This is a genomic window from Streptomyces longisporoflavus, from assembly GCF_014649775.1.
Lineage (GTDB): Bacteria > Actinomycetota > Actinomycetes > Streptomycetales > Streptomycetaceae > Streptomyces > Streptomyces longisporoflavus.
In genome coordinates, this window is sequence record NZ_BMTR01000014.1 from 55,218 (window position 1) to 82,068 (window position 26,851).

Below are 26,851 nucleotides of genomic sequence, written 5' to 3' on the forward strand. Positions count from 1 at the left end.
CGATGACGCCTTCCCGTTCCAGTCCGCTCGGGGTACCGGACGATTTCTCGTCATGCTAACGCGATTGGTGCGCGCCGCGTCCTCGGCTGTCCACAGGCTGTGGGTATTGATATGACCGGTGGTCGCGCACACGCCATGCTCGGGGCATGACTTCTCACGACGGAGCACAGGAGCGACGGGGGCAGCAGGGGGAACGGGGGCAGCAGGGGCAGTCTGGGCAGCAGAGGCAGGAGCATCCGGCGGACGGCGAGGCGAGCGACGAGGAACTGCTCGCCGCCCGCCGCCGGGCCGCGGGACTCGGCGCCGACCGGACCCTCCACCGCTGGTCCGCGCACCTCCCGATCGCCACGCGGCTCTCCGCACTGGCCGCCGCGGCCCCGGAGGTCGTGGGCCCGGACGAGCCCGTCGACATCTACGGCAATACGGTCGTCGCCCGCCTGGAAGAAGAGGTCGCCCGGCTGCTCGGCAAGGAGGCCGCGGCGTTCTTCCCCACCGGCACGATGGCCCAGCAGGTCGCCCTGCGCTGCTGGGCGGGCCGTACGGGGAACGCGACCGTCGCCCTGCACCCGAAGGCCCACCCCGAGGTCCACGAAGGGGGCGCCCTGCACGCGGTGAGCGGGCTACGCACGGTGCACCCCACGCGGGAGCCGCGGCTGCCCACGGCCGGGGAGGTGCGGGACTTCGGAGAGCCTTTCGGGACGCTGATGCTCGAACTGCCGCTCCGGGACGCCGGTTTCGTCCTGCCGTCCTGGGACGAGCTCGAAGAGGTCGTGGCGGCGGCCCGCGAACGCGACGCCGTCGTGCACTTCGACGGCGCGCGCCTGTGGGAGTGCACCCCGCACTTCGGCCGCTCGCTCGCGGAGATCGCCGGTCTCGCGGACACCGTCTACGTGTCGTTCTACAAGTCCCTGGACGGCCTGAGCGGCGCGGCGCTCGCGGGCCCGCGCACTCTGGTCGACGAGGCGGTGACCTGGCGGCACCGCTACGGCGGCCAGGTCTTCCAGCAGTACCCGGCCGCCGTCGCCGCCCTGCTCGGCCTGAAGAACACGCTTCCTCGCCTGCCGGATTACGTCGCCCACGCGCGCGTGGTCGCCGACGCGCTGCGCGAAGGGTTCGCGGCCGCCGGGGTGCCCTGGTCGCGCGTGCACCCGGGGCAGCCGCACACCCACCAGTTCCAGGTCTGGCTGCCGTACGACCCCGATGTCCTGACCGAGGCGGCGCTCGGGCAGGCGGAGGAGACCAAGACCCAGCTGTTCGGCCGGTGGTTCTCCGACGGGCCGCCCGGCCTCGCGGTCACGGAGGTCACCGTGACCGAGGCGGGCCTGGAGTGGACGCCCGGCGACGTCAGTGACGCGGCCGCGGAATTCGTACGGCGGATCCCCGGCTGAGCCCGGCGCGGGCGGCGACGCCGGCGAGCCAGGCCCGGATCCGCCCGCGCGCGGGGCGTTCCCCGACGACGGCACGGAAGCGGCCGTAGTCGCGCACCTCGCGGATGACCTGCCAGTCCTGCGTGCCGGGGGCGGGAGGCGTCCGCTCGTCGTGCCGGGCGGCGCGGTAGGTGTCGAGGAGGTACTGCTGCGTGATGCTCATGATGGTTCGCCTCTCATTACAAATGGTACTTATCGGGCATCGATGTGCCGACGGGAAACAGGGTCGGCGCAGGGTGGGCCGGAGCACGGCCGGACCGGGGGCGAGGGTGGGCCCCGGGCAGGCTCGGACCGGGGGAAGCCGGATCGGATTCCGGCTCCGTCACCACAGACTGCGCCCGCCGCCGCACTCCCGTCGCGCCGATTGACACCCCGCGTCAATCGGCGGCCGGGATGTCAGTGGCGCGGTGCACGATGGGGCCATGAGCGTGCACATCGAGATCGCGGGCCTGCCTCAGGAGCGGATCTTCTTCGACCCTTCGCCCCTGGCGGAGCTGGGCGTCGCCCTGCACGCGCTGGCCGAGCCAGGACACCACCCCGGGATGCACGGCTGGGCCACCGCCACCACCGCGTCGCTCAAGCCGGACCTCGCCGACCGGCTGTGCGAGGCCGACTTCCTGTGGCGGAACACGTTCTCGGACGTCTTCATGCCGTTCGCGGGGCTGCCGGACGGCGACGGCAGGCCGGGGGCGACGCTCACCGAGGAGCTCGACCTCCTCGACCGCCTGGACGACGACCGATTCGTCAAGGCGGCCCTGGAGTTCACCTGCAGCACGACGTACGACGCAGGCGGCCCCTCGCCGCTCACCGACCCCGCTCGCCGCGCCCGCGCCCTGGAGCTCGCCGCCACCCGCGGCGCCCGGCAACTGGACTTCACCGAGCGCCTCCTGGCCGACCCGCACACCGTCCGCGCCTGGCTGCGCCGCCTCCTGGAGGACTGCGACGAGGCGTTCTTCGCCGACACCTGGCGGCGGGTGCGCGTCCAACTGGCCGCCGACGCCCGGCACAAGACCGAGATACTGCGCCACAAAGGTCTCGCCGAGGTGCTGACCTCGGTGTCGGCGGCACTCTCGGTGGACGCCGACGGCCGCCGCATCACCGCGGACAAGCTGGTGCCGGGCTCCACGACGGCCCTGGACCACACCCTGGGCGCGGGGCTCACGTTCGTGCCGTCACACTTCGCCTGGCCGCACCTGATGGTCCTGCACGCCCCGGGCTGGCGCCCGGTCGTGCACTACCCCGTCTCGTCCCCGGACCCGGCGAGACCCACCTCGGTGGAGACCCTGGAGCGGCGCCTCACGGCCCTCGCGCACCCCGTGCGCCTGCGGCTGTGCCGCGACATGGCCCGGGCGCCCTTCAGCACCGGCGAGCTGGCCCACGCGACCGGGCTCACGGCGCCGGAGGTCTCCCGGCACCTCAAGCTCCTGAAGAAGGCGGGCCTGGTCACCACCACGCGCCGCGGCCGGTACGTGATGCACCAGCTGGACGTCTCCGTGGTGGCCCGCCTCGGCAGCGACTTCCTGGAGGGCATCCTGCGCTGACCCTCCACGGGCGATCGGCCGTCAGGCCGCCCCGCCACCGGCCCGCACGAGGCCCGTCTCGTACGCGAGGACGACCACCTGCACCCGGTCCCGCAGGCCGAGCTTCGTCAGGATGCGGCCCACGTGGGTCTTCACCGTGGCCTCCGACAGGACGAGCCGCGCCGCGATCTCCCCGTTCGAGAGCCCCTGGGCGACCAGGATCATGACCTCGCGCTCGCGGTCGGTGAGCCGCTCGAGCTCCTTGTGCTGCGGCTGCCCGCCCGCGTTCGGCAGCATCGGCGCGAACCGGTCGAGGAGGCGCCGCGTCGTGGACGGCGCGACCACCGCGTCACCGCTGTGCACGGAGCGGATCGCGGCGAGCAGCTCCGCCGGGGGCACGTCCTTGAGCATGAAGCCGGACGCGCCCGCCTTCAGCCCCGAGAAGGCGTACTCGTCGAGGTCGAAGGTCGTCAGGATAAGGACCTTCGGCGGATTCTCGTCCTGGCAGATGCGCCGGGTCGTCTCCACGCCGTCCAGTTTCGGCATGCGCACGTCCATGAGCACGACGTCGACCTCGGTCGTCCGCAGGGCCTGGAGCGCCTCGACACCGTCGCCCGCCTCGGCGACGACCTCCATGTCGGGCTGTGCGGCGAGCACCATCCGGAACCCGGTGCGCAGCAGCGCCTGGTCGTCGACGAGCATGACGCGGATCGACATCAATGGCCCTTTCGTGGGTGTGTTCCTGAGCGTACGGGGGTGGTCACGAGCGAACGGACGCGGTCACGAGCGTAGGCCTGGACATTTCAGTGACAGGTGTCAATTTGCGGGCTTGAGCGGGAGCAGCGCACTGATGCGGAAGCCTCCGCCGGGCCGCGGCCCCGCGTCGAGGGTGCCGCCGACCATGCCGACACGCTCCCGCATGCCGATCAGTCCGTGCCCGCTGCCGTCGGCGCCGCCGTCCTCGTACAACTCGTGCGGTGCGCCCTTGCCGTCGTCCTCCACGAGCAGCCCCAGGCCGTCGTCGAAGTAGACAAGGCGCACGCTCGCGCCGGTGTTCTCGCCGCCGTGCTTGCGGGTATTGGTGAGCGCCTCCTGCACGATGCGGTACGCCGTGAGCTCGACGCCGCTGGGCAGCGGGCGCGGGGTGCCCTCGACCTTGAAGTCGACCGGCAGCCCTGCCGTGCGCACCTGCTCGATGAGCTCGTCGAGCTGCTCGACGTCGGGCTGCGGTACGTACTCACCGCCCTCCTGGTGCTCGCCCGTGCGCAGCACGCCGAGCAGCCTGCGCATCTCGGCGAGCGCCTGTCGTCCGGTGCCCGAGATGGTCTCCAGGGCCTGCTTGGCCTGCTCGGGGGCCTGGTCGAGGACGTACGCGGCGCCGTCGGCCTGGACGACCATCACCGAGACGTTGTGCGCGACGACGTCGTGCAGCTCGCGCGCGATCCTGGCCCGCTCGGCCGCCACCGCGACCTTGGACTGGGCGGCCCGCTCCTTCTCCAGGCGGTCGGCGCGCTCCTCCAGCTGGGCGAAGTAGGCGCGCCGGGTGCGGATGGAGTCGCCGAGCACCCACGCGAGGGCGAAGGGCACCATCTGGAAGATCGCGAAGAAGATGCTGCCGAAGGTGCTTATGCTCTCCTCGGGCCAGCGCAGCGACGAAAGCGGAGCCGCGCACAGACCGCCGGTGAGGGCGAATCGCGAGGCCCACTTCGCACCGTCGGCCGAAGCCGTATAGATGATCACCAGCATCGCGAAGTCCGCCGGCATCGTCTGTACGTCGAAGGTCAGCTGGGCGACGCCGAGTACGGCGGCGAGGATCAGCATCTTCTCGGTGTACTTGCGGCGCAGCGCCACCACGACGGACATGCCGAGGATGACGAGGACGGCCGGGATCGCCGGGTCATGGCCTTCCGCGTCGGCCATGGAGACAAGACCGATGCCGGAGATCCCGAGCAGGGCGATGGCCCAGAAGCCATCGACCCCGGTCGGGTGTCTGCGGAGGAAGTCATAGACGCGTTGCACGTAACCCAGCGTAGGCAGCGCTATGGCCCTGCGGGGTCAACCGGAGGGCCGATCCGCATCGCTCGCGTGTACTCCCCAAGGTGGAGGCCCGCTTAGCCTTCTCGCGTGAGAGACGAGGTCCGGAGTCAGGGGCAGGACGTGCGGCGCGGCTGGCGGGAAGCCATGGAAGCGGCTTTGTACGGGCCCCGGGGCTTCTATCGGCGCCCCGAAGGACCCGCCGGGCACTTCCGGACGTCGGTACACGCGTCGCCGCTCTTCGCCGACGCGGTGGCCCGGCTCCTGTGCCGCGTCGACGAGGCGCTCGACCACCCGGACGAGATCGCCTTCGTGGATCTCGGCGCGGGCCGCGGCGAGTTGACCGCGGGCGTCCTCGCGGCGCTGCCCGTGAATGTGGCTGCACGCGCGCGTGCCTGCGCGGTGGAGCGGGCCGGACGCCCCGAAGGCCTCGATCCGCGCGTCGAGTGGCTCGACCGGGCACCGGCCGGGGTCACGGGCCTGCTCTTCGCCAACGAGTGGCTGGACAACGTCCCCCTGGACGTCGCCGAGGTCGCGCCGGACGGCGTCGTCCGCCATGTCCTCGTAGGCGACGACGGCACCGAATCCCTCGGCGCCCCCGTCGCAGGACGGGACGCCGAATGGCTCGCGCGCTGGTGGCCCCTCGCCCCGGAGCCGGGCCTGCGCGCGGAGATCGGCCGCTCCAGGGACGAGGCGTGGGAGGGCGCCGCGGCGACGCTGACGCGCGGTCTCGCGGTCGCCGTCGACTACGCGCACGACCGCGCCGGGCGCCCGCCCTTCGGCACGCTGACCGGCTTCCGCGCGGGCCGCGAGACGGCACCCGTGCCGGACGGCACCTGCGACATCACGGCCCATGTGGCGCTCGACGCGTGCGCGCCGCCCGGAGCGACCCTGCTGACCCAGCGGGCGGCCCTGCGCGCCCTGGGAGTGAGCGGTGGCCGCCCGCCGCTCTCGCTGGCCTCCGGTGACCCCGCGGCGTACGTACAGGCCCTCACGCGCGCGGGGGAAGCGGCCGAGCTGACCGCCGCGGGCGGACTCGGCGACTTCGGGTGGCTGCTCCAGCCGAAGGGAATCCCCGACCCGCTGGGAACGTGATCAGCTGCCTGCCTGCCGGTGCCCCACTACTTGTCGATGTCTCCGACCACGAAGAAGAGCGAACCCAGGATCGCCACCATGTCGGCGACCAGCTGGCCGGGCAGCAGCTCGGCGAGTGCCTGGATGTTGTTGTACGACGCCGAGCGCAGCTTCAGGCGGTACGGGGTCTTCTCGCCCTTGGAGACCAGGTAGTAGCCGTTGATGCCCAGGGGGTTCTCGGTCCACGCGTACGTGTGGCCCTCGGGGGCCTTGAGCACCTTCGGGAGGCGCTGGTTGACCGGCCCCTGCGGCAGTTCGGCGAGCCGGTCCAGGCAGGCGTCGGCGAGGTCGAGGGCGTTGTGGGTCTGCTCCAGGAGGCATTCGAAGCGGGCCAGGCAGTCGCCCTCCTGGCGCGTGACGACCTTCAGGGTGTCCTGGAGCTCCCCGTACGCGAGGTAGGGCTCGTCACGCCGCAGGTCGAAGTCGACCCCGGAGGCGCGGGCGATGGGGCCGCTCACTCCGTAGGCGTGCACCGCTTCCGGGGAAAGCACTCCGACGCCGCGCGTACGCCCGCGGAAGATCTCGTTGCCGAGCACCAGCTTGTCGTACACGTCCATGCGGGAGCGCACCGATGCGACGGCCGCACGCGCGCGTGCGGCCCATCCGGCGGGCAGGTCCTCCTTGAGGCCGCCCACCCTGTTGAACATGTAGTGCATACGGCCGCCGGAGATCTCCTCCATGACGTTCTGCAGCTCCTCGCGCTCCCTGAACGCGTGGAACACCGGGGTGATCCCGCCCAGTTCGAGCGGATACGAGCCGAGGAACATCAGGTGGTTGAGGACGCGGTTCAGCTCGGCGAGCAGCGTGCGCATCCAGACGGCGCGCTCGGGCACCTCCATGCCGAGCATCCGCTCCACGGCAAGGACGACGCCGAGTTCGTTCGAGAACGCGGAAAGCCAGTCGTGCCGGTTGGCGAGCACCACGATCTGCCGGTAGTCGCGCGCTTCGAAGAGCTTCTCCGCACCGCGGTGCATATAGCCGATGACCGGTTCCGCCTGCTGGATCCGCTCGCCGTCCAGGACGAGGCGCAGCCGCAGCACGCCGTGTGTGGACGGGTGCTGCGGGCCGATGTTGAGCACCATGTCGGTGCTCTCCGCGGCGCCGCCGATGCCGAGCGTGGTCTCCGTCGTGGGGCTCATGCGCGCATTCTCTCGTACGCGCGGCCATACGCGACTGTCACCTCCGCTACGTACGCTTGGGGCATGGAAACGGGGACCGCACAGCCGGCACGGCCGGAAGAGTCGGGGGCGGAGCCGGTGTGGACCGGGCTGCCGCGGGGGCTGCTGCGCATGCGGCGGCTGCTCCTCGTGGTGTGGCTCGTGCCGATCGCGGCGGCCGTCGGGGTGCTCCTGTGGATCTTCGCCGGGCCCGGCTGGTCGGCCTTCGCGGCCCTTCCGCTGGCGGTCGTGGCCTGGGGCTGGCCGATGCTCGGGCGCAACTGGCGCTCCTGGCGGTATGCGGAGCGGGCCGACGACCTGCTGATCAGCCGGGGCGTGCTCTGGCGCGAGGAGACGATCGTCCCGTACGGCCGGATGCAGCTCGTCGAGGTGACATCGGGTCCCGTGGAGCGGCACTTCGGCCTGGCCAGCGTGCAGCTGCACACGGCCGCCGCCGCCACGGACGCGCGGATCCCCGGCCTCATCCCCGAGGAGGCCGAACGGCTGCGCGACCGGCTCACCGAACTGGGCGAGGCCCGCTCGGCGGGGCTGTGAGCGGCGTACGGGAGGCGGCCGGGGAAGAACACGCCCCCGGCACCGAGACCGTACGAGAACGGCGTCTGCACCCCGTCACGCCCCTGCGCCGCGCCTGGGCACCGGTGGCGGTCGTCGTGGGCTTCGCGGTGCACGACCCGAACGGCACGCAGCGACGGCTCTCCGAGCTCGCGGTGACCCATCTGCTCGCCGGGGTCGCCGTCGTCCTCCTGGGCGGTGCCTTCTACGGCTTCATGAGCTGGTGGTTCACGCACTTCGCCGTCACCGGGACCGAACTGCGCATCCGCACCGGACTGATCTTCCGGCGGACCGCGCACATCCGGCTCGACCGGCTCCAGGCGGTGGACGTGACGCAGCCGCTCGCGGCCCGCATAGCGGGCGTCGCCAAGCTCAAGCTGGACGTCGTCGGGGCGGAGAAGAAGGACGAACTGGCCTATCTGGGCCAGGAGGAAGCATCCGCCCTGCGGGCCGAACTGCTCGCGCGGGCGGCCGGTTTCGCACCCGAGACGGCCCACGAGGTCGGTGAGGCGCCGGTCAGCAACCTCGTGCACGTACAACCGCGCATGCTCGCGATCTCCCTGGTCCTCACCGGCACGACCTGGGGAATGCTCGTCGCCACGCTCGTCGTGCCGCCCTTGCTGTGGTTCGCCACCCACAACCTGTGGACAGTGCTCGCGACCGGACTCCCCATGCTGGGCGGCGCGTTCGCCAGCAGCATCGGGCGGTTCATCGGGGAGTACGACTGGAAGGTGGGCGAGTCCCCCGACGGCCTGCGCATCGACCACGGCCTGCTCGACAAGGCGCACGAGACGGTGCCGCCGGGCCGCGTACAGACCGTGCGCGTCGTGGAACCGTGGCTGTGGCGGCGGCGCGGATGGGTGCGGGTGGAGCTGGACGTGGCCGGCTCGTCCAACGGCGTCCTGGTCCCGGTCGCGCCGCGTGAGGTCGCGGAGGCGGTGATCGCGCGCATCCTGCCGGGCGTCCGGGTCCCTGCTCCGGCCGAGCTGATCCGCCCTCCCGCGCGGGCGGCGTGGTGCCTTCCGGTGTGGTGGAAGGGGTACGGCCTCGCGGTGACGGACACGGTGTTCGCGGCACGGCACGGGCTGCTGCGCCGCCGCCTGTCCCTGGTGCCGCACGCGAAGGTGCAGAGCGTGCGCCTGACGCAGGGGCCCTGGGAGCGCTTCAAGGGGGTGGCGGACGTCGAGGTGGACACGGGGGCGAACAAGACGGTGACGGCGCGGTTCCGTCCTGCGGGGGAGGCGGCCGAGCTGCTGTCCGCCCAGGCGGAGAGATCCCGCACGAGCCGCAGGACGGCGCGGCCTGACCGCTGGATGGCGTGACGGGGCGCCGCCCCAGACCCCGACAAGATGCCCTCAATCGCCGGCCGGGCTGGATCTATCCAGCCCGGCCGGAAATTTTCAGCCCGTCCGGCGATTGAGGACGAACTCGGCGAAGCCGGTGAGGACGGCGCCCAAGGCCCAGGGGCCCGCTCACGCTCGCAGGGCCGTCCGCAGCTCCGCCACGTCGATCTGCTCGGTCTCGTCATGCGCCGTCAGGTCGATGACCTGGCCCACGCCCCGCTGCTCGGCATCCCCGCCCGGCGCCTTGAACTCCGCCTCGGCCTCCGCCTTGTGCACGGCGAGTGCCTCCTCGCCCACGACGTCGGCGAGATCCACGTTCTGGACGGACTCCAGTGCCCCCGCGGACGCCTCGCCCTTCGTACCGAAGAAGTCGAAACCTCCCTGTACGGCCGGACGCAGCCTCTGTGCGGGCGGCGCGACGGCGACCGCGCGCTCATGCCCGCCGTACCCCTCGGCCGCCCCGGACTTCCCCCGCGCTTCGTCCCCGTCCGCACTCTGGCCGGAAATCGCACCCCCGGAGGAGAGCCCGCCCTCACGCGGAAGCCCGCCCTTGCGGGCAAGTCCGTCCTCGCGGGTCGGCTTCGGCGTCAGCCGGTCGAGCGCCGAGTTCGCCCGCTCGTACAGCGACGGAGGCGCGATCGTCCCCGGACGCACGACGGGGGCCGGCGCCTCGACGCGGGCCGGCGCCTGCTCCCGGGCCGGTGCCGGCGGCAACGCCCGCGCCGGAGTGGCCGACTCGATGGCGAGCAGCCGCCGCCCCTCAAGCGCACTGGCCCGCTCGGTCTCCGCCGTCGCGTACCGCCGCAACAGCGCCGCGTGTTCGTTGCGCAGGGCGGCGAGCTCGGCCCGCTTGGAGCGCAGCTTCGTCTCCAGGCGGCCCCGGATCTCGCGGGACTCCTCGAGGTCGGACTCGCACTCGGCTATGCGTTCTTCGTAGCGCCACTCGTCGCTCTTGCGGGCCCGGCCCAGCTCGGCGACGCGTTTTCCGGCCGCCAGGTCCCACTGGCGCATGACGACCGAGCCCACGACGGCTGCCGCTGCCGCCGCGGCGACCAGGCCGCGGAGCACGACGGGTTCCGCGAACAGCCAGGCGCCGCCGGCGCAGACAAGAGAGAGGCCTGCGACCGTCGAGGGAGGAAGCAGCCTGTGCAAGGGTGGGGAATGGCGGTGACGTCCACGTGGCATGGCCAGAAACTTACCGCGCGTAGGCGAACTCTGGTGCCCCGCCCGCCAAAAAGACAACGCCACTGTGCCCACTCCCCACCCTTAACGATCCTCTTCGGCCACTCAACTCCGCTTTCGGACGAGCCACTTCGAGGATGCCGCAGCCGGTCGCGCTACTTCTTGATCATTCCCTTCGACTCCAGATACTCCCTGGCGACATCGGCTTCCTTCTGCCGCTCCACATCGACCTTCCGGTCGAGTTCCGCGAGATCTTCCGTCGTCAGCGCCTTCGTCAGCTTCCCGAGCGCGTCGGCTATCTCCTTGCCGCCCGCGTCCTTCGCATTCACAACCGGAAGGATGTTGTCCGCGTTCTGCAGCTTCTTGTCGTCCTCAAGGGCCACAAGTCCGAAGCTGTCGAGCGTCGCGTCGGTGGTCGTGGTCAGCACCACCTGGTCCGTGCCGTTCTTGACGGCCTGCTTCGACTGCGTGGTACCGACGCCCTTGGGGTCGATTCCCGCGACATCGATGCCGTACGTCTTCTTGAGTCCCGGAGCGCAGAACGGCCGCGACTCGCATTCGTCACTCGCGGCGATCTTGACCTTCTCGCCGGACTTTCCAAGATCGGAAAGCGTCTTGAGCTTGTGCTCCTTCGCGTATTCCTTGCTCACCGCGAACGCGTTCTGATCGACCGCCTCACCGACCTCGAGCACCTTCAGGCCCTGCGGTTCGGCGAGCTTCTTCAGCGCGGCCACCGTGTCGTCCACATCATTCGACGCGACCGGCTCGGCCTTCGGGCCGTTCTTGCCGAGGTTCAGGAACTCGGCGAGCGTCGCCGCGTATTCCGGAGTGACATCTATCGCGCCCTTCTTCAGCTCGGGTTCGTAGACCTCGCGGTTCTGGACGGTTTTGACCTCCGCGTCATACCCGGCGTCCTCCAGGACTCCCACATAGAGCTCGGCGAGCACCTTCTGCTCGGTGAAACGGGCCGAGCCGACGACGATCTTGCCCTTGTCGCCCGCCTTGCCCGCGCCGTCGCCCCCGCCGTCCTTCTCCAGGCTGTCGCCGCCGCACGCGGTGAGCCCCGCGGTCAGCGCCACGACGGCCGCGGCCGCCCCTGCCATCCGTCGCGCGCGACGCGTTGTGCTGTTCATCGGTGAACCACCATTTCGAAAGCCCTTGGGAACTCGAAAGCCCCTGGAAACACTGATACTGCCGCGATCTACCCGTCGCGGACTACCTGCCGCCAACCGCCTGCCGCCGACTACCTGCCGCCAACTGCCGCCCGGCGATCACTGCGCGACCCCCGTGCGACCCCGCATGGGGTCGAACACCTTCCCCACCACGACGAGCACCACCTCCACGAAGAGCGCGAGCAGCGCCACGAGCAGCGCGCCCGCCACCACCTGGGGCGTGTTCTGCAGGTTGAACCCGGCCGTGATGATGCGGCCGAGGCCCCCCTCGCCCGCCATGGCGGCCAGCGTCGCCGTGGCGACGACCTGCACGCCCGCGGAACGGACCCCCGTCATGATCAGCGGGTACGCGAGCGGCAGCTCGACCCGGGCGAACAGCTGGCGGCCACTCATGCCCATACCCCGTGCGGCCTCGATCACCGCCCTGTCGACCTCGCGCATCCCGATGTACGCGTTGGTCAGCAGGGGCGGCACCGCGAAAAGCACCAGCGCGATCAGCGTCGGCACGTCCCCGTGCTCGCCGAGCGGAGTGAGCGTGAGCAGTACAAGCACCGCGAGGGTCGGCACCGCGCGGCCGATGTTCGAGATGTTCACCGCGAGCGCGCCGCCCTTGCCGATGTGGCCGAGATACAGGGCGATCGGCAGCGCGATCAGGCACGCGACGGCGAGGCACACCCCGCTGAAGTAGAGATGCTCGGCGAGCCGGTGCCACACCCCCTTCTCGCCCTGCCAGTTGGCACTCGTGGTCAGCCAGTCGTACGCGCCTGTGATCGCGTTCATGCAGGTTCAGCCACCTTGGCCGGGCGCTCCGCGCGGGCGGGACGGTTCGTACGTATGCGACGGACCCGGGTCCAGGGCGTCAGCCACCGCTGGAGCGCGAGCAGGAGCAGATCGGCGACGACGGCGAGGACCACGCAGAGCGCGGACGCGGTGAGCACCTGCGCCTTGAAGGTCGTGTCGAGGCCGTCGAGGATCAGCGAACCGAGGCCTCCGTAGTCCACGATCGCGCCCACGGTCGTCAGGGCCACCGTCGAGACCGTGGTGATGCGGACGCCGGCGAGCAGCGCGGGCAGCGCGAGCGGCAGTTCGACCTCCCACAGCAGCCGCAGCGGGCCGTACCCCATCCCCCTTGCGGCGTCCCTGGCCTCCTCCGGCACGGCCTGGAGCCCCGCCAGGATGTTGCGCACCAGGATCGTCAGGGAGTACAGCACGAGACCCGTGACGACCAGTGCGGCCGAGAGCCCGAAGAAGGGCAGCAGGAGCGAGAACATCGCGAGCGAGGGCACGGTGTAGAGCACGGTCGTCACGCCGAGGATCGGGCCCGCGAGGAAGCGCCAGCGCCGGGCGAGCAGCGCGAGCGGCAGCGAGACGGCCACGCCGATGGCGACCGAGGCGGCGGTGATGCCCACGTGCTGCACGGTGGCGTCGATCAACTCCTGGCTGCGGGAGCTGACGTACTCCCCGCAGATCCAGTCGTTCGTCACCAGACAGTTCTGTCCGCTCATCCGCCCCGCTCCCCCCGCATCCCGATTCCCGAGGCCGTCTGGCGACCCTAACGCGGGGCACCGACAATCGCCGAGACTCGTCGTACAGGCGCAACATGGGCTTTACACAACGCCCGCAACAATGGGGAATCATGATCCGGTTCGAGCACGTCACCAAGCGGTACGAGGACGGCACCACCGCCGTCGACGACCTGTCCTTCGAGGTCGCCGAGGGTGAACTGGTCACGCTCGTCGGCCCGTCGGGCTGCGGCAAGACGACGACGATGAAGATGGTGAACCGTCTCATCGAGCCGTCGGAGGGCCGGATATTCGTCGAGGGCGAGGACATATCCACCACCGACCCGGTCCAACTCCGGCGCCGTATCGGCTATGTCATCCAGCAAGTCGGCCTCTTCCCGCACAAAACGGTCCTGGAGAACACGGCGACCGTGCCGCACCTCCTCGGCGTGAAGCGCGGCAAGGCACGCGAGCGCGCCGCCGAACTGCTCGACCTGGTCGGCCTGGACCCCGCCACCTTCGGCGACCGCTACCCCGAGCAGCTCTCCGGCGGCCAGCGCCAGCGCGTGGGCGTGGCCCGCGCGCTCGCGGCCGATCCGCCGGTGCTCCTGATGGACGAGCCGTTCGGTGCCGTCGACCCCGTGGTGCGCGAGCACCTGCAGAACGAGTTCCTCCGCCTCCAGCAGGCCGTCCGCAAGACGGTGCTGTTCGTCACGCACGACATCGAGGAGGCCGTCCGCCTCGGCGACCGCATGGCCGTCTACGGAGAAGGCCGCATCGAGCAGTTCGACACCCCCTCGACGATCCTGGGCGCCCCGTCCAACGACTACGTGGCGGACTTCGTCGGCGCCGACCGCGGCCTCAAGCGCCTCTCCGTGACGCCCATCGAGGAGGGCGACCTGGAGCAGCCGCCCGTCCTGCACCTGGACGACCCGCTGCCCGCGAAGCTCGACGCCCGCTGGGCCGTCGTCCTGGACGGCGAGAACAACCTGCACGGCTGGATCTCCGCCGAACACGCGCACAGCGGCCCGGGGACGGTACGGGACCACGCACGCCGCATGGAGGCCTGGCTGCCGGTCGGCGCGACCCTGAAGCAGGCGTTCTCGACGATGCTCCAGCACGACGCGGGCTGGATCGCGGTCATCGACAAGGACAGCGAGGGCCGCTTCCTCGGCATCCTCACCCCGGCCCGGCTGCACGAGGCGCTGCGCAGGTCCACGGCGGCGGACGGGCGTGACATCGCGCGCGGGGACGTCGAGTTGGAGACCATCACGGGCATCGGCAAGAGGTAGGGCCCCTGTCGTCGGGGGCCAGCAGCCCCCTCACGCGGCCGGGTCAGGTCTGCTTGCCGCTCAGGCGCCCGCTCATCCACTCCATGGCGGCGGGGATCTCACGGCGCCACGTGTTGAAGTTGTGCCCGCCGCTGTCGAGCGTGATCGACGAGACGCGCGTGGGCGGCTTCACCTTGCCGATGAACTTCTCGGTGTCCGCGTAGTTGTCCTCTCCTTGCTTGCTGGTGGTGACGAGGAGGGACGTCTTGGGCGGCGGCATGCGGTCGAGGTACCACATGAGGTCGGCGCGCCGCTCCGCCTCCTTGTCGCCGTGGAAGAGATCGCCGGTCGTGACGTCGATCGGCGCCTTGTAGTACGCGGAGAGGCCCGCCCCCGCGGCGTACGTGCCGGGGTGGTGCATGGCGAGCTTCAGTGCGCAGTAGCCGCCCGTGGAGTCCCCGATGACGCCCCAGCTCCCCGCGGTACGGCCCGCCCTGTAGTGCGCGGAAATGGCGCGGGGCAGGTCCTTCGCGAAGAACGTCTCGGCCTGGGGCCCGCCGGGGATGTCCACGCACTCCGTGTCCCGCGGCGGCGCCACGGTGGGCCGCATCATTACCAGGATCATCGGCTGCATCAGGCCGCGCTTGGCCTGCTGGTGGACGGTCTGCGGGTAGTGCAGGCCCTTGATCAGCGCCTCGGCGGTGCCGGGGTAGCCGGTGAGCACCACGGAGACGGGGAACGTGCGCTTCTTGTACCGCGGCTGGAAGTACTCGGGCGGCAGATAGACGTACGCGGGGCTTGCTATGTCCGACTCCTCTCCGCTGACGACGACCCTCTGGATCTGGCCGCCGATCGGGGGCCGGTCGCCGCCGGACACGTTCACCGGCCGGGTGCCGCGCAGGTCGACCGGGGAACCGCCCCCGGCGGGATCGTGGTCGACGACGACACCGGGGCTCGTCTCCCGGCCGAAGAGATCCGCCCACGTGGCGTAGAAGCCGAAGGCCTGGTTGGCGGCGAGACCGACCGAGGCGAAGACCGCCAGCTGGGTGGCGAGGAGCAGTCCGACGCGGCCGGTGACGGCCCGCCAGGAGCGCCCGGCAAGGCGCGGCCAGAGCCAGACGGTGCCGATGAACAGCACGACGGCGAGGAGAACCGCCGACGTGAGGACCGCTGTGCTCGTCAGACCCATGAGGTGTTCTGCCTGCGCTTTCTGACTGTTCCGTCGCTTCTGCCCGTCGTTACTTTTCCGGTCTTTTCCGGCGGTTTTCAGGTCGGGAGTGAACCCGATAACCGGAAGGACCGTCCTAGAGGGCGCAATGTCGCCGGATGCCGTTTTGGTGCCGGATTCAAGCTCTCTCGCAGAACCACGGGATGCGATGTCTGTCAGGATAGATGCCGAAATATCGGGTGGGGTTCCGGATGGTGAGGACAGCCGCCCCGAAGGCCGGCGCCGCACCGGCGGGCTCCGTACCGGCAGACTCCGTGACGGCAGACTCGGCCGGCTGCTCCGCGGCCCCCGCCCCGAGGCCGTACCGGTCATCGTCGCCCGCGCCTGCACCCTCGTGGGCCTCCTGAACATCGCGGCAGGCGTCTTCCCGCGCTTCCGCAAGAGCCGCATGCACGCCATCGCCGAGGTGCTGCCCGGCGCGCTCGGCCCCTTCGCCGCCGCGCTCGCCCTCAGTATCGGCGTACTCCTGCTGCTGCTCGCACACGGCCTGCGCCGCCACAAGCGCCGGGCCTGGCGGGCCGCGGTGGTGCTGCTCCCGGTGGGGGCCGTGGCCCAGTTCGCCTACCGGCACTCGGTCATCGGCGTACTGATCTCGCTCGTGCTCCTGACGCTGCTGCTTCGCCACCGGCGTGAGTTCGCCGCGCTGCCCGACCCGCGCAGCCGCTGGCGGGCGCTCGCCAACTTCGTGCTCCTCGGGGCCGGTTCCATCCTCCTCGGCCTGCTGATCGTCAGTGCCCACCCGCACAGGGTCATCGGGGACCCGAGCATCACGGACCGCCTCGCGCATGTCCTGTACGGCCTGTTCGGCTTCGAGGGGCCCGTCGACTACTACGGGCGGACCTCCTGGACGGTCGCCTGCTCCCTGGGCGCCCTCGGCCTGCTCACCGCGATCACCACCATCTACCTCGCCTTCCGGCCCGAGCACCCGGCCGCACGCCTCACCGAGGACGACGAGACGAAGCTGCGCGCCCTGCTCGACAAGCACGGCGCACGCGACTCGCTCGGCCACTTCGCCCTCCGCCGCGACAAGGGCGCGGTCTTCTCCCCCAGCGGCAAGGCGGCGGTCACCTACCGCGTCGTCTCCGGAGTGATGCTCGCCAGCGGCGACCCGATCGGCGACGTGGAGGCATGGCCCGGCGCGATCGAGCGCTTCATGGACGAGGCGAAGGCCCACTCCTGGACGCCCGCCGTCATGGGCTGCTCCGAGACGGGCGGCGAGGTCTGGACCCGCGAGACCGGGCTCGACGCCCTCGAACTGGGCGACGAGGCGGTGGTGGATGTCGCGGATTTCTCCCTGTCCGGGCGTGCGATGCGCAACGTACGCCAGATGGTCAAGCGGATCGAGCGGGGTGGGTACGAGACCCGCGTACGGCGCGTGCGTGACCTCGGGGAGCACGAACTGGAGCGCATCCAGCGCGCCGCCGACGACTGGCGGGGCACCGACACCGAGCGCGGCTTCTCCATGGCGCTCGGCCGCATCGGCGACCCGGACGACGGCGACTGCCTGATCGCGACCGCCCACAAGGCCGCCGACGAACCGGGCCCCTACGGAGACCTCAAAGCCGTCCTGCACTTCGTCCCCTGGGGCAAGGACGGCGTCTCCCTGGACCTCATGCGCCGCGACCGGACCGCCGACCCCGGCATGAACGAGCTGCTCATCGTGGCCGCCCTGCAAGCCGCCCCGAAGCTCGGCATCGCGCGCGTGTCCCTCAACTTCGCGATGTTCCGCGCGGCACTCGCACGCGGCGAGAAGATCGGCGCGGGCCCGGTGCTCCGCACCTGGCGCGGACTGCTCGTCTTCCTGTCGCGCTGGTTCCAGATCGAGTCCCTGTACAAGTTCAACGCGAAGTTCCGCCCCCGCTGGGAGCCCCGCTTCGTCGTCTACCGCTCCTCCAAGGAGCTCCCCCGCATCGGCTTCGCGGCCATGCAGGCCGAGGGCTTCGTGACCCTCGCGCCACCCCGCTTCCTGCGCCGGGGGAGCGCACAGCGCCGCCCCTGCCCCCACCGCGCGGCGGAGCGCGAGGTCCGGGCGGCATAGAGCCCGCCCGCACGGGCCTAGGCTGGAGGCATGAGTACGTTGCGCGGGCGGGGAACGGTCGAGGGACTGCCGGAGTGGGGCCGCTGCGCGGTCATGGGGGTCGTGAACGTGACCCCGGACTCCTTCTCCGACGGGGGCCGCTGGTTCGACACCACGGCCGCCGTCAAGCACGGCATCGACCTGGTCGCCCGGGGCGCCGACCTGGTCGACGTGGGCGGTGAGTCGACCCGTCCCGGTGCCTCGCGCGTGGACGAGGACGAGGAGCTGCGGCGCGTGGTCCCCGTGGTGCGCGGGCTCGCGGCCGAGGGCGTGACGGTCTCCGTGGACACGATGCGCGCCAGCGTCGCCGAGCAGGCGCTCGCCGCGGGCGCCGTCCTGGTGAACGACGTCAGCGGCGGCCTCGCCGACGCGCGCATGGTCCCCGCGGTGGCCGCCGCCGGGGCGCCCTTCGTGGTCATGCACTGGCGCGGCTTCCTCACCGACATCCACGCCAAGCCCGTCTACGGGGACGTGGTCTCCGAAGTCGTCGACGAGCTCCACGCGCGCGTGCAGGCCGCCATCGAGGGCGGCATCGCCCCCGGGCGCATCGTCATCGACCCGGGCCTCGGCTTCTCCAAGGACGTCGAGCACGATCTGGCGCTCCTCGGCCGCCTCGACCGCCTCCGTGAGCTCGGCCACCCGGTCCTGGTCGCCGCCTCCCGCAAGCGCTTCCTCGGCCGTGTCCTCGCGGGGCCCGAGGGCGCGCCGCCGCCCGCCCGCGAGCGCGACGCGGCCACCGCCGCCGTCTCCGCCATCGCCGCCCACCAGGGCGCCTGGGCGGTCCGCGTGCACGAGGTGCGGGCCACCGCCGACGCCGTCCGTGTCGCACACGCCGTGACGAGCACGGCGGGCGGTATCCGGTGACCGGGGCCAGGACCGACGCGCAACAGGTCGAGCTGGCCAACACGGCTTTCTACGAAGCACTGGAACGCGGCGACTTCGACGAGCTCTCCGACCTCTGGATGGACGGGGACGCGGCCCCGGAAGCGGATCCGGACACTGACGGCCGGGACGACGAGGACATCGCGGACGACGGCGACGAAGCCGCGATCTCCTGCGTCCACCCCGGCTGGCCGGTCCTCACGGGCCGCGGCGAGGTCCTCAGGTCGTACGCGCTGATCATGGCGAACACCGAGTACATCCAGTTCTTCCTGACCGACGTGCACGTCGGTGTCGCCGGCGACACCGCCCTGGTGACCTGCACGGAGAACATCCTCAGCGGCGGCCCGCCCCCCGAGGGCGGCGGCGAACTCGGCCCGCTGGTCGGCCAGCTCGTGGTCGCCACGAATGTCTTCCGGCGCACAGAGGACGGCTGGAAACTGTGGTCGCACCACGCCTCACCCGTACTCGCCGAAACCGACGACGAAGAGGGCGAGGAGTCACCCTCCTGAGTGGGTAGGCGCGATTGCAGGAGCCCCCGCGGGCAAGGACTGTCAGTGCGCGCAGGTAGATTCGATCGAGGCTGGTGTGCCGACCGCACTCGGTGCAGGCCTGCCGATACCGACGATTGCAGGAGTGATTCGCGTGGATCGTGTCGCGCTGCGCGGCCTCAAGGCCCGTGGGCACCACGGTGTCTTTCCGCGGGAACGCGAAGAGGGCCAGACCTTCATCGTGGACCTGGTAATTGGCCTGGACACCCGTGCGGCCGCCGCCGACGACGACCTGGCGAAGACCGTGCACTACGGCATCGTGGCCGAGGAGGTCGTGGCCGCCGTCGAGGGCGAGCCCGTCGACCTCATCGAGACGCTTGCCGAGCGCATCGCCCAGACGTGTCTGAAGCACGACGGAGTCCTGGAGGTCGAGGTGTGCGTCCACAAACCGGACGCCCCGATCACCGTCCCCTTCGACGATGTGACCGTCACCATCACCCGGAGCCGAGTATGACCGCGTTTTCCACGCAAGGGCAGAGCGACCCGACCGTCCAGCCGGTGCCCACCGCCGTGGTGGCACAGGTCGACGCAGCCGACACCACGCTCTCCAACCCCAAACGCGCCGTGATCTCCCTCGGCAGCAATCTCGGCAACCGCCTGGAGACGCTGCAGGGCGCGATCGACGCCCTGGAGGACACCCCCGGCCTGCGCGTCAAGGCCGTCTCTCCCGTGTACGAGACCGAGCCCTGGGGCGTCGACCCCGGCACCCAGCCGTCGTACTTCAACGCGGTGGTCGTGGTGAAGACAACTCTGCCGCCCTCCTCGCTCCTGGAGCGGGCGCACGCGATCGAGGAAGCCTTCCACCGCGTGCGCGACGAGCGCTGGGCGGCCCGCACGATCGACGTCGACATCGTGGCCTACGCCGACATCGTCTCGGACGACCCGGTCCTCACGCTCCCCCACCCGCGCGCGCACGAGCGCGCCTTCGTCCTCGCCCCCTGGCACGACGTGGAGCCCGAGGCGCAGCTCGCGGGACGCGGCGCGGTCGCCGACCTGCTCGCCAAGGTCACCCGTGACGGCGTGACACCCCGTGTCGACCTGGAACTCCGGCTGCCCGAGTAGTCGTTAGGGTCTAACGAACCCGCACGACGAGAAACGGGTCCGAGCGACGCCGCGGGCAACGAAGGCGACGCGAGCAACGAAGGCGACGAAGGGTCATCCGTGGAGCAGCTGCGCATCAGGACACTGGCCGGCCTCTTCCTGGTGGCCGGAGTGCTGTCCTGGGCGGGCGCCCGGCTGTGGGACTCCGTGGGCACACTGCCGCGGGTCCCGCTGGCCGCGCCCATCGTGCTCGCGGTGATCGCCGCGGTGCTGCTCGCCACGGCGCTCTCGCTGCGCGCCCGGCTGCGCGCGCAGCGTGAGCGGCGGCCCGGCGCCAAGGGCGTCGAGCCGATGATGGCCGCGCGTGCCGTGGTCTTCGGCCAGGCGAGCGCCCTGGTCGCCGCCCTCGTCTCCGGGATGTACGGCGGCGTGGGCGCCTTCCTCCTGGAGTACCTGGACGTGCCGCCCCGCCGGGACCAGGCGATCTATGCCGGCCTCTCCGTCCTGGCGGGCATCGCGGTGATAGCGGCGGCCTTCTTCCTGGAGCGGGTCTGCAGGCTCCCGGAGGACGAGGACGAGCACGGCGGAACGGCCGCAGCCGCCTGAGAGCGCCCTCCAGGGGCGCGGGGAACTGCGCGACCAGCCCACAACGCACCAGCGGCCGACCTCGCACGCCCTGCCCGCAGAGCTAGCGCCTAACGCCTAACGCCTAACGCGCGATGATCAGGCTCATCGCCTCATTGCGCGTCGCAGGGTCACGGAGCTGACCCCGCACCGCCGACGTGATCGTCTTGGCGCCCGGCTTCCGCACCCCGCGCATGGTCATGCACATGTGCTCGCACTCGACGACCACGATGACGCCGCGCGGCTCCAGGATCTCCATCAGGGAGTCCGCGATCTGCGTGGTCAGCCGCTCCTGGACCTGCGGACGGCGCGCGTACACGTCCACGAGGCGGGCGAGCTTGGACAGGCCGGTGATCTTGCCGTCCGACGACGGGATGTAGCCGACGTGCGCCACACCGTGGAACGGCACGAGGTGGTGCTCACAGGAGCTCTGCACCTCGATGTCCTTGACCAGGACCATTTCGTCGTGACCAAGATCGAACGTCGTCGTCAGGACATCCTCGGCCTTGAGCCACAGGCCGCCGAATATCTCCTTGTACGCGCGAGCCACACGTCCGGGGGTCTCCCGCAGACCCTCGCGGTCCGGGTCCTCGCCGACCGCGATAAGCAGCTCGCGCACGGCGTTCTCGGCCCGCTTCTCGTCGAACACGCCGATCGTGCCCTCGCCGTCCAGCGTCACGGGATCGGTCATGTGTGCCTCGTTCCTAGCGTTCCACGCATCAGTGCGTCTGTGCGTACGAAAAAACTGCGCCCCCCAGGCTAGAACCAGGGGGGCGCAGCTTCCATTCCGGGCCTGCTGAGACGCAGGATCAGCTCTCGGGGCGGTCTTCCTTGGTCACGTCGACGGGCGTTTCCGTCGGACCCGCGGTCACCGCGGGCGTGGCGCCGTTCGCACCGTTCGTCAGCGACAGCTCCCGGGGGGAGAGCACCGGCGGGCGGGTCGAGGGCGTACGCCGCGAGGAACCGGTCCACGCCGGACGGGCCGGACGCTTCACGATGCCTGCGAAGACCTCGGCGATCTGCTCCTTGTTGAGCGTCTCCTTCTCGAGGAGCTGGAGGACCAGGTTGTCGAGAACGTCGCGGTTCTCGACGAGGATCTCCCAGGCCTCGTTGTGCGCGGTCTCGATGAGCTTCTTGACCTCTTCGTCGACCAGCGCCGCGACCTCTTCGGAGTAGTCGCGCGGGTGACCCATCTCGCGGCCGAGGAACGGCTCGGTGTTGTCACCGCCGAACTTGATCGCGCCGAGCCGCTCGGTCATGCCGTACTGCGTGACCATGGCCCGTGCGGTCGCGGTGGCCTTCTCGATGTCGTTCGCCGCGCCCGTCGTCGGGTCGTGGAAGACGAGCTCCTCGGCCGCGCGCCCGCCCAGCATGTACGCCAGCTGGTCGAGCATTTCGTTGCGCGTGGTGGAGTACTTGTCCTCGTCCGGCAGGACCATCGTGTAACCGAGGGCCCGGCCGCGCGACAGGATCGTGATCTTGTGCACCGGGTCCGAGTTCGGAGACGCCGCCGCGACCAGGGCGTGACCGCCCTCGTGGTACGCGGTGATCTTCTTCTCCTTGTCGGACATGATCCGGGTCCGCTTCTGCGGACCGGCCACGACACGGTCGATCGCCTCGTCGAGCGAGTGGTTGTCGATCAGCTTCTTGTCGCCGCGCGCCGTGAGGAGCGCCGCTTCGTTCAGCACGTTCGACAGGTCGGCACCGGTGAAGCCCGGCGTACGCCGCGCCACCGCGCCCAGGTCGACGTCCGGGGCGACCGGCTTGCCCTTCTGGTGAACCTTGAGGATCTCCAGACGGCCCTGCATGTCCGGGCGGTCGACCGCGATCTGCCGGTCGAAACGGCCGGGGCGGAGCAGCGCCGGGTCGAGGATGTCGGGGCGGTTCGTGGCGGCGATCAGAATGACGCCGCCCTTCACGTCGAAGCCGTCCATCTCGACGAGCAGCTGGTTCAGCGTCTGCTCGCGCTCGTCGTGGCCGCCGCCCATGCCGGCGCCGCGGTGGCGGCCGACGGCGTCGATCTCGTCGACGAAGACGATCGCCGGGGCGTTCGCCTTGGCCTGCTCGAAGAGGTCACGCACACGGGAGGCACCGACACCGACGAACATCTCGACGAAGTCGGAACCGGAGATCGAGTAGAAGGGGACGCCGGCCTCGCCCGCGACGGCACGCGCGAGGAGCGTCTTACCCGTACCGGGCGGCCCGTACAGGAGCACGCCCTTGGGGATCTTGGCCCCGACGGCCTGGAACTTCGCCGGCTCCTGGAGGAACTCCTTGATCTCGTGGAGTTCCTCGACGGCCTCGTCCGATCCGGCCACGTCCGAGAACGTCGTCTTCGGGGTGTCCTTGGTGATCAGCTTGGCCTTGGACTTCCCGAACTGCATGACCCGGGAGCCGCCGCCCTGCATCTGATTCATCAGGAACAGGAAGACGACGACGATCAGTACGAAGGGGAGCAGGGAAAGCAGGATGCCGACGAACGGGTTCTGCTTCGACGGCGAGACGGTATAACCGTCCGGGATCTTCTTGTCCTGGTACTTGTCCTGCAAGGTCTTGGCGATGTCGACACCTTGGTTGCCGATGTAGCTCGCCTGGATCTTGCTGCTGTCCTTGACCTTCTGGCCGTCCTTGAGCTCGACCTTGATGGTCGACTCGTCACCGGTGGTGAGCTTGGCGGATTCGACCTTGTCGTCGTTGATCGCCTGCACTACCTGGCCGGTGTCCACCGTCTTGTAGCCACCGGACGAACCGACGACCTGCATCAACACGACCACGGCAAGGACGGCCAGCACGATCCACATGACTGGCCCACGGAAGTATCGCTTCACGTCCATCCATACGGAGCGATGACGCCCCGTCCCTCCTGCCATAGTGAGTTTGATAAAGGCTGTTCTTCGGACGGTACCCCAGCATTGTCACCCGAAGTCGCACGGGACGGCTGACAAACCCGTCTTCGCATGCTCCAACGCCGGGAAACGGGTGAGGGTTCCCGGCCGCCTCCGCGGAGTTGGCCGGGGGCCGGGGATTCAGCCGCCGTAGACGTGCGGAGCGAGGGTGCCGACGAACGGCAGATTGCGGTACTTCTCCGCGTAGTCCAGGCCGTACCCGATGACGAACTCGTTCGGGATGTCGAAGCCGACCCACTCCACGTCGATCGCGACCTTGGCCGCCTCGGGCTTGCGAAGGAGCGTGCACACCTTCAGCGACGCGGGCTCGCGCGAGCCGAGGTTGGAGAGCAGCCAGGACAGCGTCAGACCGGAGTCGATGATGTCCTCGACGATCAGGACGTGCTTGCCCTTGATGTCGGTGTCCAGGTCCTTGAGGATCCGCACGACCCCGGAGGACTGGGTGCCCGCGCCGTACGACGACACGGCCATCCAGTCCATGGTGAGCGGGGTGGACAGCGCACGCGCCAGGTCCGCCATGACCATCACCGCACCCTTGAGCACGCCGACGATCAGCAGGTCCTTGCCCGCGTACTCCGCGTCGATCTTCGCCGCCAGCTCCGCCAGCTTCGCGTCGATCTCTTCCTTGGTGATGAGCACCGACTGAAGGTCGGTGCCCATGTCTTTCGCGTCCACCCGCATCACTTTCGGTCGTCCGTCACACCGGCTGCGCAGAGCCCGGGGGCCCCTCGGTCAACAGCCTTGCCGGATCACCAGTCTGCCACCCTGGCGCTGGGCGACGACTTTGCCCGGGAGATTGATGGCCCCCTGGCCGCGCCAGCCCGTGATCAGCCGGTCCACCTCTTCGAGATGCCGGGCGAACAGCGCTCCGGCCGGGGCGCCCGCCTCGATGGCGGCGCGGCGCACGATGCGGCGGCGCACGGCGGGCGGCAGGGCGTAGAGCTTGGCGCACTCCAGAAGGCCCGCGGCGTCGCGCACGGAGGCTTCCGCCTGTGCGGCCCAGTGGTCCAGGGCGTCGGCGTCATCCCGGGACAACTGGGCCGTACGGGCGAGTGCTTCCACGACGCCTTTGCCGAGCGCCTTCTCCAGGGCGGGCAGGCCTTCGTGCCGCAGCCGCGAGCGCGTGTAGGCGGGGTCGGTGTTGTGCGGGTCGTCCCAGACGGGCAGCGACTGGACCATGCATGCCTTGCGGGCCGTCTGCCGGTCGATGTGCAGGAAGGGGCGGCGGTAGCGGCGGTCGGCGCCGGGTCCGCCGGACACGGCGGCCATCCCGGACAGGGAACGGATGCCGGAGCCTCGGGCGAGACCGAGCAGGACGGTCTCCGCCTGGTCGTCGCGGGTGTGGCCGAGCAGGATCGCGGCTGCGCCGTGGCGGTCGGCCACGGCGTCGAGCGCGCCGTACCGTGCGTCGCGGGCTGCGGCTTCGGGGCCGCCGTCCCTGCCGACGTCGACGGCGACGGACTCGATCGGGTCGAGGCCGAGGGCGGTGAGCCGCGAGACGACCTCGGCGGCGCGCAGATCTGACCCGTCCTGCAGTCCGTGGTCGACGGTGACGCCGCCGGCGCGGATACCGAGCTTGGGGGCCTCGAAGGCGAGGGCGGAGGCGAGCGCCATGGAGTCGGCGCCGCCGGAGCACGCGACGAGGACGAGTGGCGACGCGGCCGGCTCGCGTGGAGGGTGGGGGTGAGCGGGGCTCGGGGGGACGTGCTCGGGGATGCGCTGTGCTTCGGGACGCAGGGCGTCGGAGCGCCGCGGATCGGCGCTCGGGGCTTCGGTGCGCTGTACGTCGGTCAGTACGTCGTGGAGTACGCGGCGGACCGCCAGGCGTATCGCCGCGACCGCAGGATGGGGACCCATGTCCGGTTCCCTTCATGAAGTTCGGGGGTGAGCCTCGGACCTGTCACTCAGGACCACTCTCGGGAGATCGGGCCTCGGACAGATCCCAAGAGGTTAGTCACTCAGAGTGTGTCGATGGTGACAGAGCCGAGCCGTTCCCCGAGCATTGCACGCCTACCCATGGCTCACGGTCCCTCGGACGGGTGATTGGGGAGGCGTTCTCCTGCCATCGGCCGCAACTCGCTCCTTTACTGCGCTCACTCCGCCTTGCGGTGCACCCGCGCGACCCAATCAGCGGGTTTGGCGATCTCCGACTTGGTGGGCAGCGTGTTCGGCGAAGTCCACACCCGGTTGAAACCGTCCATGCCGACCTCGCCGACGACGGCGCGCACAAAACGCTCGCCGTCGCGGTATTGGCGCAATTTCGCGTCCAGGCCGAGCAGCTTGCGCAGGGCCTGGTCGAGGCGGCTGGCCCCGCGCGCCCTGCGCTGCTGGAACTTCTCCCGGATCTCCGCGACGGAGGGCACCACGTCGGGGCCCACTCCGTCCATCACGAAGTCCGCGTGGCCTTCGAGGAGCGACATGACGGCCGTGAGGCGGGCGAGGATCTCGCGCTGGGCGGGGGTCTGCACCAGCTCCACCAGGGAGCGGCCCCCGTCGTCCTCCTCGGCCTCGGGACGGCCGCCGGCCAGCGACTGGGCCGTCTCCCTGATGCGCTCAAGGACCGTCATCGGATCGACCTCGGTCTCCGAGAGGAAGGCCTGGATCTCCCCTTCGAGGTGGTCGCGCAGCCAGGGCACGGCCGAGAACTGCGTGCGGTGCGTCTCCTCGTGCAGGCAGACCCAGAGCCTGAAGTCATGGGGGTCCACGTCGAGCTCGCGCTCCACGTGCACGATGTTCGGGGCCACGAGCAGGAGCCTGCCGCCGCCGCTCTCCCCTGCCGGGAGGTCGCGGGAGGCCGGGGCGAAGGTCTCGTACTGTCCGAGGACGCGGGAGGCGAGGAAGGAGAGCAGCATGCCCAGCTCGACGCCGGTCACCTTGCCGCCGACCGCGCCGAGCATCGCGCCGCCGGGCCCGCTGCGGCGGTCCTGCATCTTGTCCAGGAGGGGTTTGAGGATCTCCCGGAACCCGGCGACGTTCGCCTTGATCCAACCGGCCCGGTCGACGACAAGGACCGGGGTGTCGTGAGTGTCCTCCGTGCCCATCCGGGTGAAGGAACGGACGTGTTCCTCCGAGGACTTCGCATGCTTCCGGAGCTCGGCGACGATGGCCCGCGCCTCGTCCCGGCTCACTTCTGGACCCGGCCGGACGAGCCGGGTCGCGGTCGCCACCGCGAGATTCCAGTCGACCATCTCCGCACCACCGATGCTCGTCATGCGTCAACGGTACGTGGT

At 70.6% G+C, this 26,851-nt stretch carries 26 protein-coding genes; 12 read left to right on the plus strand and 14 right to left on the minus strand.

Features of this window, described 5'->3' with window-relative positions; all coding sequences use genetic code 11:
* The first annotated feature begins 146 nt into the window (after positions 1 to 146).
* On the plus strand, positions 147 to 1,388 hold the full coding sequence (locus tag IE226_RS26840; RefSeq protein ID WP_190083966.1) for a threonine aldolase family protein: 1,242 nt from the start codon (positions 147 to 149) through the stop codon (positions 1,386 to 1,388).
* Here the strand turns inward: IE226_RS26840 and IE226_RS26845 are convergent.
* Positions 1,345 to 1,590, minus strand: coding sequence for a hypothetical protein (locus tag IE226_RS26845; RefSeq protein WP_190084156.1), 246 nt, complete (start codon positions 1,588 to 1,590; stop codon positions 1,345 to 1,347). The genes IE226_RS26840 and IE226_RS26845 overlap by 44 nt on opposite strands.
* A gap of 265 nt (positions 1,591 to 1,855) precedes the next feature.
* Here IE226_RS26845 and IE226_RS26850 point away from each other — a divergent pair, with 265 nt between their 5' ends.
* Positions 1,856 to 2,968: a DUF5937 family protein gene (locus tag IE226_RS26850; protein ID WP_190084141.1), complete on the plus strand. Its 1,113-nt coding sequence runs from the start codon at positions 1,856 to 1,858 to the stop codon at positions 2,966 to 2,968.
* Between the two features lie 21 nt (positions 2,969 to 2,989).
* Here the strand turns inward: IE226_RS26850 and IE226_RS26855 are convergent, their stop codons facing one another.
* Positions 2,990 to 3,664, minus strand: coding sequence for a response regulator transcription factor (locus IE226_RS26855; RefSeq protein WP_190083967.1), 675 nt, complete (start codon positions 3,662 to 3,664; stop codon positions 2,990 to 2,992).
* Between the two features lie 99 nt (positions 3,665 to 3,763).
* The gene (locus IE226_RS26860) at positions 3,764 to 4,966 is read right to left on the minus strand and encodes a sensor histidine kinase (RefSeq protein ID WP_190083968.1); all 1,203 of its coding nucleotides are present in this window, start codon (positions 4,964 to 4,966) and stop codon (positions 3,764 to 3,766) included.
* Between the two features lie 162 nt (positions 4,967 to 5,128).
* On the opposite strand from IE226_RS26860, the gene IE226_RS26865 reads away from it, so the two are divergent.
* Positions 5,129 to 6,076 (plus strand): SAM-dependent methyltransferase, encoded by a 948-nt coding sequence (locus IE226_RS26865; protein ID WP_190084142.1) that lies wholly within the window; start codon positions 5,129 to 5,131, stop codon positions 6,074 to 6,076.
* Between the two features lie 26 nt (positions 6,077 to 6,102).
* Here the strand turns inward: IE226_RS26865 and IE226_RS26870 are convergent, their stop codons facing one another.
* Positions 6,103 to 7,254, minus strand: a complete 1,152-nt coding sequence (locus IE226_RS26870; RefSeq protein ID WP_190083969.1) for an NADH-quinone oxidoreductase subunit D — start codon at positions 7,252 to 7,254, stop codon at positions 6,103 to 6,105.
* A gap of 63 nt (positions 7,255 to 7,317) precedes the next feature.
* Here IE226_RS26870 and IE226_RS26875 point away from each other — a divergent pair, with 63 nt between their 5' ends.
* Both IE226_RS26875 and IE226_RS26880 read left to right on the plus strand, forming a co-directional pair.
* Positions 7,318 to 7,827, plus strand: coding sequence for a PH domain-containing protein (locus IE226_RS26875; RefSeq protein WP_190083970.1), 510 nt, complete (start codon positions 7,318 to 7,320; stop codon positions 7,825 to 7,827).
* Entirely contained in the window at positions 7,824 to 9,167 is a 1,344-nt protein-coding gene (locus IE226_RS26880) for a PH domain-containing protein (RefSeq protein WP_190083971.1), read from the plus strand. Before IE226_RS26875 ends, IE226_RS26880 begins: the two co-directional genes overlap by 4 nt.
* A 150-nt stretch (positions 9,168 to 9,317) precedes the next feature.
* On the opposite strand, the gene IE226_RS26885 is transcribed toward IE226_RS26880, so the two are convergent.
* The 4 genes from IE226_RS26885 to IE226_RS26900 form a co-directional block, all read right to left on the minus strand.
* Positions 9,318 to 10,373: a hypothetical protein gene (locus tag IE226_RS26885; protein ID WP_190083972.1), complete on the minus strand. Its 1,056-nt coding sequence runs from the start codon at positions 10,371 to 10,373 to the stop codon at positions 9,318 to 9,320.
* A 152-nt stretch (positions 10,374 to 10,525) separates the two neighbouring features.
* Positions 10,526 to 11,503, minus strand: a complete 978-nt coding sequence (locus IE226_RS26890; protein ID WP_190083973.1) for an ABC transporter substrate-binding protein — start codon at positions 11,501 to 11,503, stop codon at positions 10,526 to 10,528.
* Positions 11,504 to 11,641: 138 nt separating this feature from the next.
* Complete coding sequence (locus tag IE226_RS26895) at positions 11,642 to 12,322, minus strand: ABC transporter permease (RefSeq protein WP_190083974.1); 681 nt, start codon at positions 12,320 to 12,322, stop codon at positions 11,642 to 11,644.
* On the minus strand, positions 12,319 to 13,047 hold the full coding sequence (locus IE226_RS26900) for an ABC transporter permease (RefSeq protein WP_190083975.1): 729 nt from the start codon (positions 13,045 to 13,047) through the stop codon (positions 12,319 to 12,321). The genes IE226_RS26895 and IE226_RS26900 overlap by 4 nt, the downstream gene beginning before the upstream one ends.
* Before the next feature lie 131 nt (positions 13,048 to 13,178).
* Between IE226_RS26900 and IE226_RS26905 the strand changes: the two genes are divergently transcribed.
* Positions 13,179 to 14,336, plus strand: coding sequence for an ABC transporter ATP-binding protein (locus tag IE226_RS26905; protein WP_190083976.1), 1,158 nt, complete (start codon positions 13,179 to 13,181; stop codon positions 14,334 to 14,336).
* A 43-nt stretch (positions 14,337 to 14,379) separates the two neighbouring features.
* On the opposite strand, the gene IE226_RS26910 is transcribed toward IE226_RS26905, so the two are convergent.
* A complete protein-coding gene (locus IE226_RS26910) occupies positions 14,380 to 15,504 on the minus strand; it encodes an alpha/beta hydrolase (RefSeq protein ID WP_190083977.1) in 1,125 nt (374 codons plus the stop codon).
* Between the two features lie 187 nt (positions 15,505 to 15,691).
* Here IE226_RS26910 and IE226_RS26915 point away from each other — a divergent pair, with 187 nt between their 5' ends.
* The 6 genes from IE226_RS26915 (at position 15,692) to IE226_RS26940 (ending at position 20,697) form a co-directional block, all read left to right on the plus strand.
* On the plus strand, positions 15,692 to 17,581 hold the full coding sequence (locus tag IE226_RS26915) for a phosphatidylglycerol lysyltransferase domain-containing protein (RefSeq protein WP_229871561.1): 1,890 nt from the start codon (positions 15,692 to 15,694) through the stop codon (positions 17,579 to 17,581).
* A 30-nt stretch (positions 17,582 to 17,611) separates the two neighbouring features.
* Entirely contained in the window at positions 17,612 to 18,484 is an 873-nt protein-coding gene (gene folP, locus IE226_RS26920; RefSeq protein WP_190083978.1) for a dihydropteroate synthase, read from the plus strand.
* On the plus strand, positions 18,481 to 19,011 hold the full coding sequence (locus IE226_RS26925; protein WP_190083979.1) for a nuclear transport factor 2 family protein: 531 nt from the start codon (positions 18,481 to 18,483) through the stop codon (positions 19,009 to 19,011). The genes folP and IE226_RS26925 overlap by 4 nt, the downstream gene beginning before the upstream one ends.
* Positions 19,012 to 19,144: 133 nt before the next feature.
* A complete protein-coding gene (folB, locus tag IE226_RS26930; RefSeq protein WP_190083980.1) occupies positions 19,145 to 19,504 on the plus strand; it encodes a dihydroneopterin aldolase in 360 nt (119 codons plus the stop codon).
* A complete protein-coding gene (gene folK, locus IE226_RS26935) occupies positions 19,501 to 20,112 on the plus strand; it encodes a 2-amino-4-hydroxy-6-hydroxymethyldihydropteridine diphosphokinase (RefSeq protein WP_190083981.1) in 612 nt (203 codons plus the stop codon). The genes folB and folK overlap by 4 nt, the downstream gene beginning before the upstream one ends.
* Before the next feature lie 99 nt (positions 20,113 to 20,211).
* Complete coding sequence (locus IE226_RS26940) at positions 20,212 to 20,697, plus strand: DUF3180 domain-containing protein (protein ID WP_190083982.1); 486 nt, start codon at positions 20,212 to 20,214, stop codon at positions 20,695 to 20,697.
* 103 nt (positions 20,698 to 20,800) lie between these two features.
* On the opposite strand, the gene folE is transcribed toward IE226_RS26940, so the two are convergent.
* The 5 genes from folE to IE226_RS26965 form a co-directional block, all read right to left on the minus strand.
* Positions 20,801 to 21,406 (minus strand): GTP cyclohydrolase I FolE, encoded by a 606-nt coding sequence (folE, locus tag IE226_RS26945; RefSeq protein WP_190083983.1) that lies wholly within the window; start codon positions 21,404 to 21,406, stop codon positions 20,801 to 20,803.
* A 118-nt stretch (positions 21,407 to 21,524) separates the two neighbouring features.
* Complete coding sequence (gene ftsH, locus IE226_RS26950) at positions 21,525 to 23,549, minus strand: ATP-dependent zinc metalloprotease FtsH (RefSeq protein WP_190083984.1); 2,025 nt, start codon at positions 23,547 to 23,549, stop codon at positions 21,525 to 21,527.
* A 192-nt stretch (positions 23,550 to 23,741) separates the two neighbouring features.
* Positions 23,742 to 24,302, minus strand: a complete 561-nt coding sequence (gene hpt / locus IE226_RS26955) for a hypoxanthine phosphoribosyltransferase (RefSeq protein ID WP_135330538.1) — start codon at positions 24,300 to 24,302, stop codon at positions 23,742 to 23,744.
* A gap of 51 nt (positions 24,303 to 24,353) precedes the next feature.
* The gene (gene tilS / locus IE226_RS26960) at positions 24,354 to 25,478 is read right to left on the minus strand and encodes a tRNA lysidine(34) synthetase TilS (protein ID WP_190083985.1); all 1,125 of its coding nucleotides are present in this window, start codon (positions 25,476 to 25,478) and stop codon (positions 24,354 to 24,356) included.
* Positions 25,479 to 25,714: 236 nt separating this feature from the next.
* The gene (locus IE226_RS26965) at positions 25,715 to 26,833 is read right to left on the minus strand and encodes an Rv3626c family coenzyme F420 biosynthesis-associated protein (protein ID WP_190083986.1); all 1,119 of its coding nucleotides are present in this window, start codon (positions 26,831 to 26,833) and stop codon (positions 25,715 to 25,717) included.
* Positions 26,834 to 26,851 lie beyond the last annotated feature (18 nt).

Coding starts and splice junctions, on each gene's coding strand:
- IE226_RS26840 (WP_190083966.1), top strand. CDS start 147: ATGACTTCTCACGACGGAGCACAGGAGCGACGGGGGCAGCAGGGGGAA.
- IE226_RS26845 (WP_190084156.1), bottom strand. CDS start 1,590: ATGAGCATCACGCAGCAGTACCTCCTCGACACCTACCGCGCCGCCCGG.
- IE226_RS26855 (WP_190083967.1), bottom strand. CDS start 3,664: ATGTCGATCCGCGTCATGCTCGTCGACGACCAGGCGCTGCTGCGCACC.
- IE226_RS26865 (WP_190084142.1), top strand. CDS start 5,129: ATGGAAGCGGCTTTGTACGGGCCCCGGGGCTTCTATCGGCGCCCCGAA.
- IE226_RS26870 (WP_190083969.1), bottom strand. CDS start 7,254: ATGAGCCCCACGACGGAGACCACGCTCGGCATCGGCGGCGCCGCGGAG.
- IE226_RS26875 (WP_190083970.1), top strand. CDS start 7,318: ATGGAAACGGGGACCGCACAGCCGGCACGGCCGGAAGAGTCGGGGGCG.
- IE226_RS26885 (WP_190083972.1), bottom strand. CDS start 10,373: ATGCCACGTGGACGTCACCGCCATTCCCCACCCTTGCACAGGCTGCTT.
- IE226_RS26890 (WP_190083973.1), bottom strand. CDS start 11,503: ATGAACAGCACAACGCGTCGCGCGCGACGGATGGCAGGGGCGGCCGCG.
- IE226_RS26895 (WP_190083974.1), bottom strand. CDS start 12,322: ATGAACGCGATCACAGGCGCGTACGACTGGCTGACCACGAGTGCCAAC.
- IE226_RS26900 (WP_190083975.1), bottom strand. CDS start 13,047: ATGAGCGGACAGAACTGTCTGGTGACGAACGACTGGATCTGCGGGGAG.
- IE226_RS26905 (WP_190083976.1), top strand. CDS start 13,179: ATGATCCGGTTCGAGCACGTCACCAAGCGGTACGAGGACGGCACCACC.
- IE226_RS26910 (WP_190083977.1), bottom strand. CDS start 15,504: ATGGGTCTGACGAGCACAGCGGTCCTCACGTCGGCGGTTCTCCTCGCC.
- IE226_RS26915 (WP_229871561.1), top strand. CDS start 15,692: ATGTCTGTCAGGATAGATGCCGAAATATCGGGTGGGGTTCCGGATGGT.
- folP (WP_190083978.1), top strand. CDS start 17,612: ATGAGTACGTTGCGCGGGCGGGGAACGGTCGAGGGACTGCCGGAGTGG.
- folK (WP_190083981.1), top strand. CDS start 19,501: ATGACCGCGTTTTCCACGCAAGGGCAGAGCGACCCGACCGTCCAGCCG.
- folE (WP_190083983.1), bottom strand. CDS start 21,406: ATGACCGATCCCGTGACGCTGGACGGCGAGGGCACGATCGGCGTGTTC.
- ftsH (WP_190083984.1), bottom strand. CDS start 23,549: ATGGACGTGAAGCGATACTTCCGTGGGCCAGTCATGTGGATCGTGCTG.
- hpt (WP_135330538.1), bottom strand. CDS start 24,302: ATGCGGGTGGACGCGAAAGACATGGGCACCGACCTTCAGTCGGTGCTC.
- tilS (WP_190083985.1), bottom strand. CDS start 25,478: ATGGGTCCCCATCCTGCGGTCGCGGCGATACGCCTGGCGGTCCGCCGC.
- IE226_RS26965 (WP_190083986.1), bottom strand. CDS start 26,833: ATGACGAGCATCGGTGGTGCGGAGATGGTCGACTGGAATCTCGCGGTG.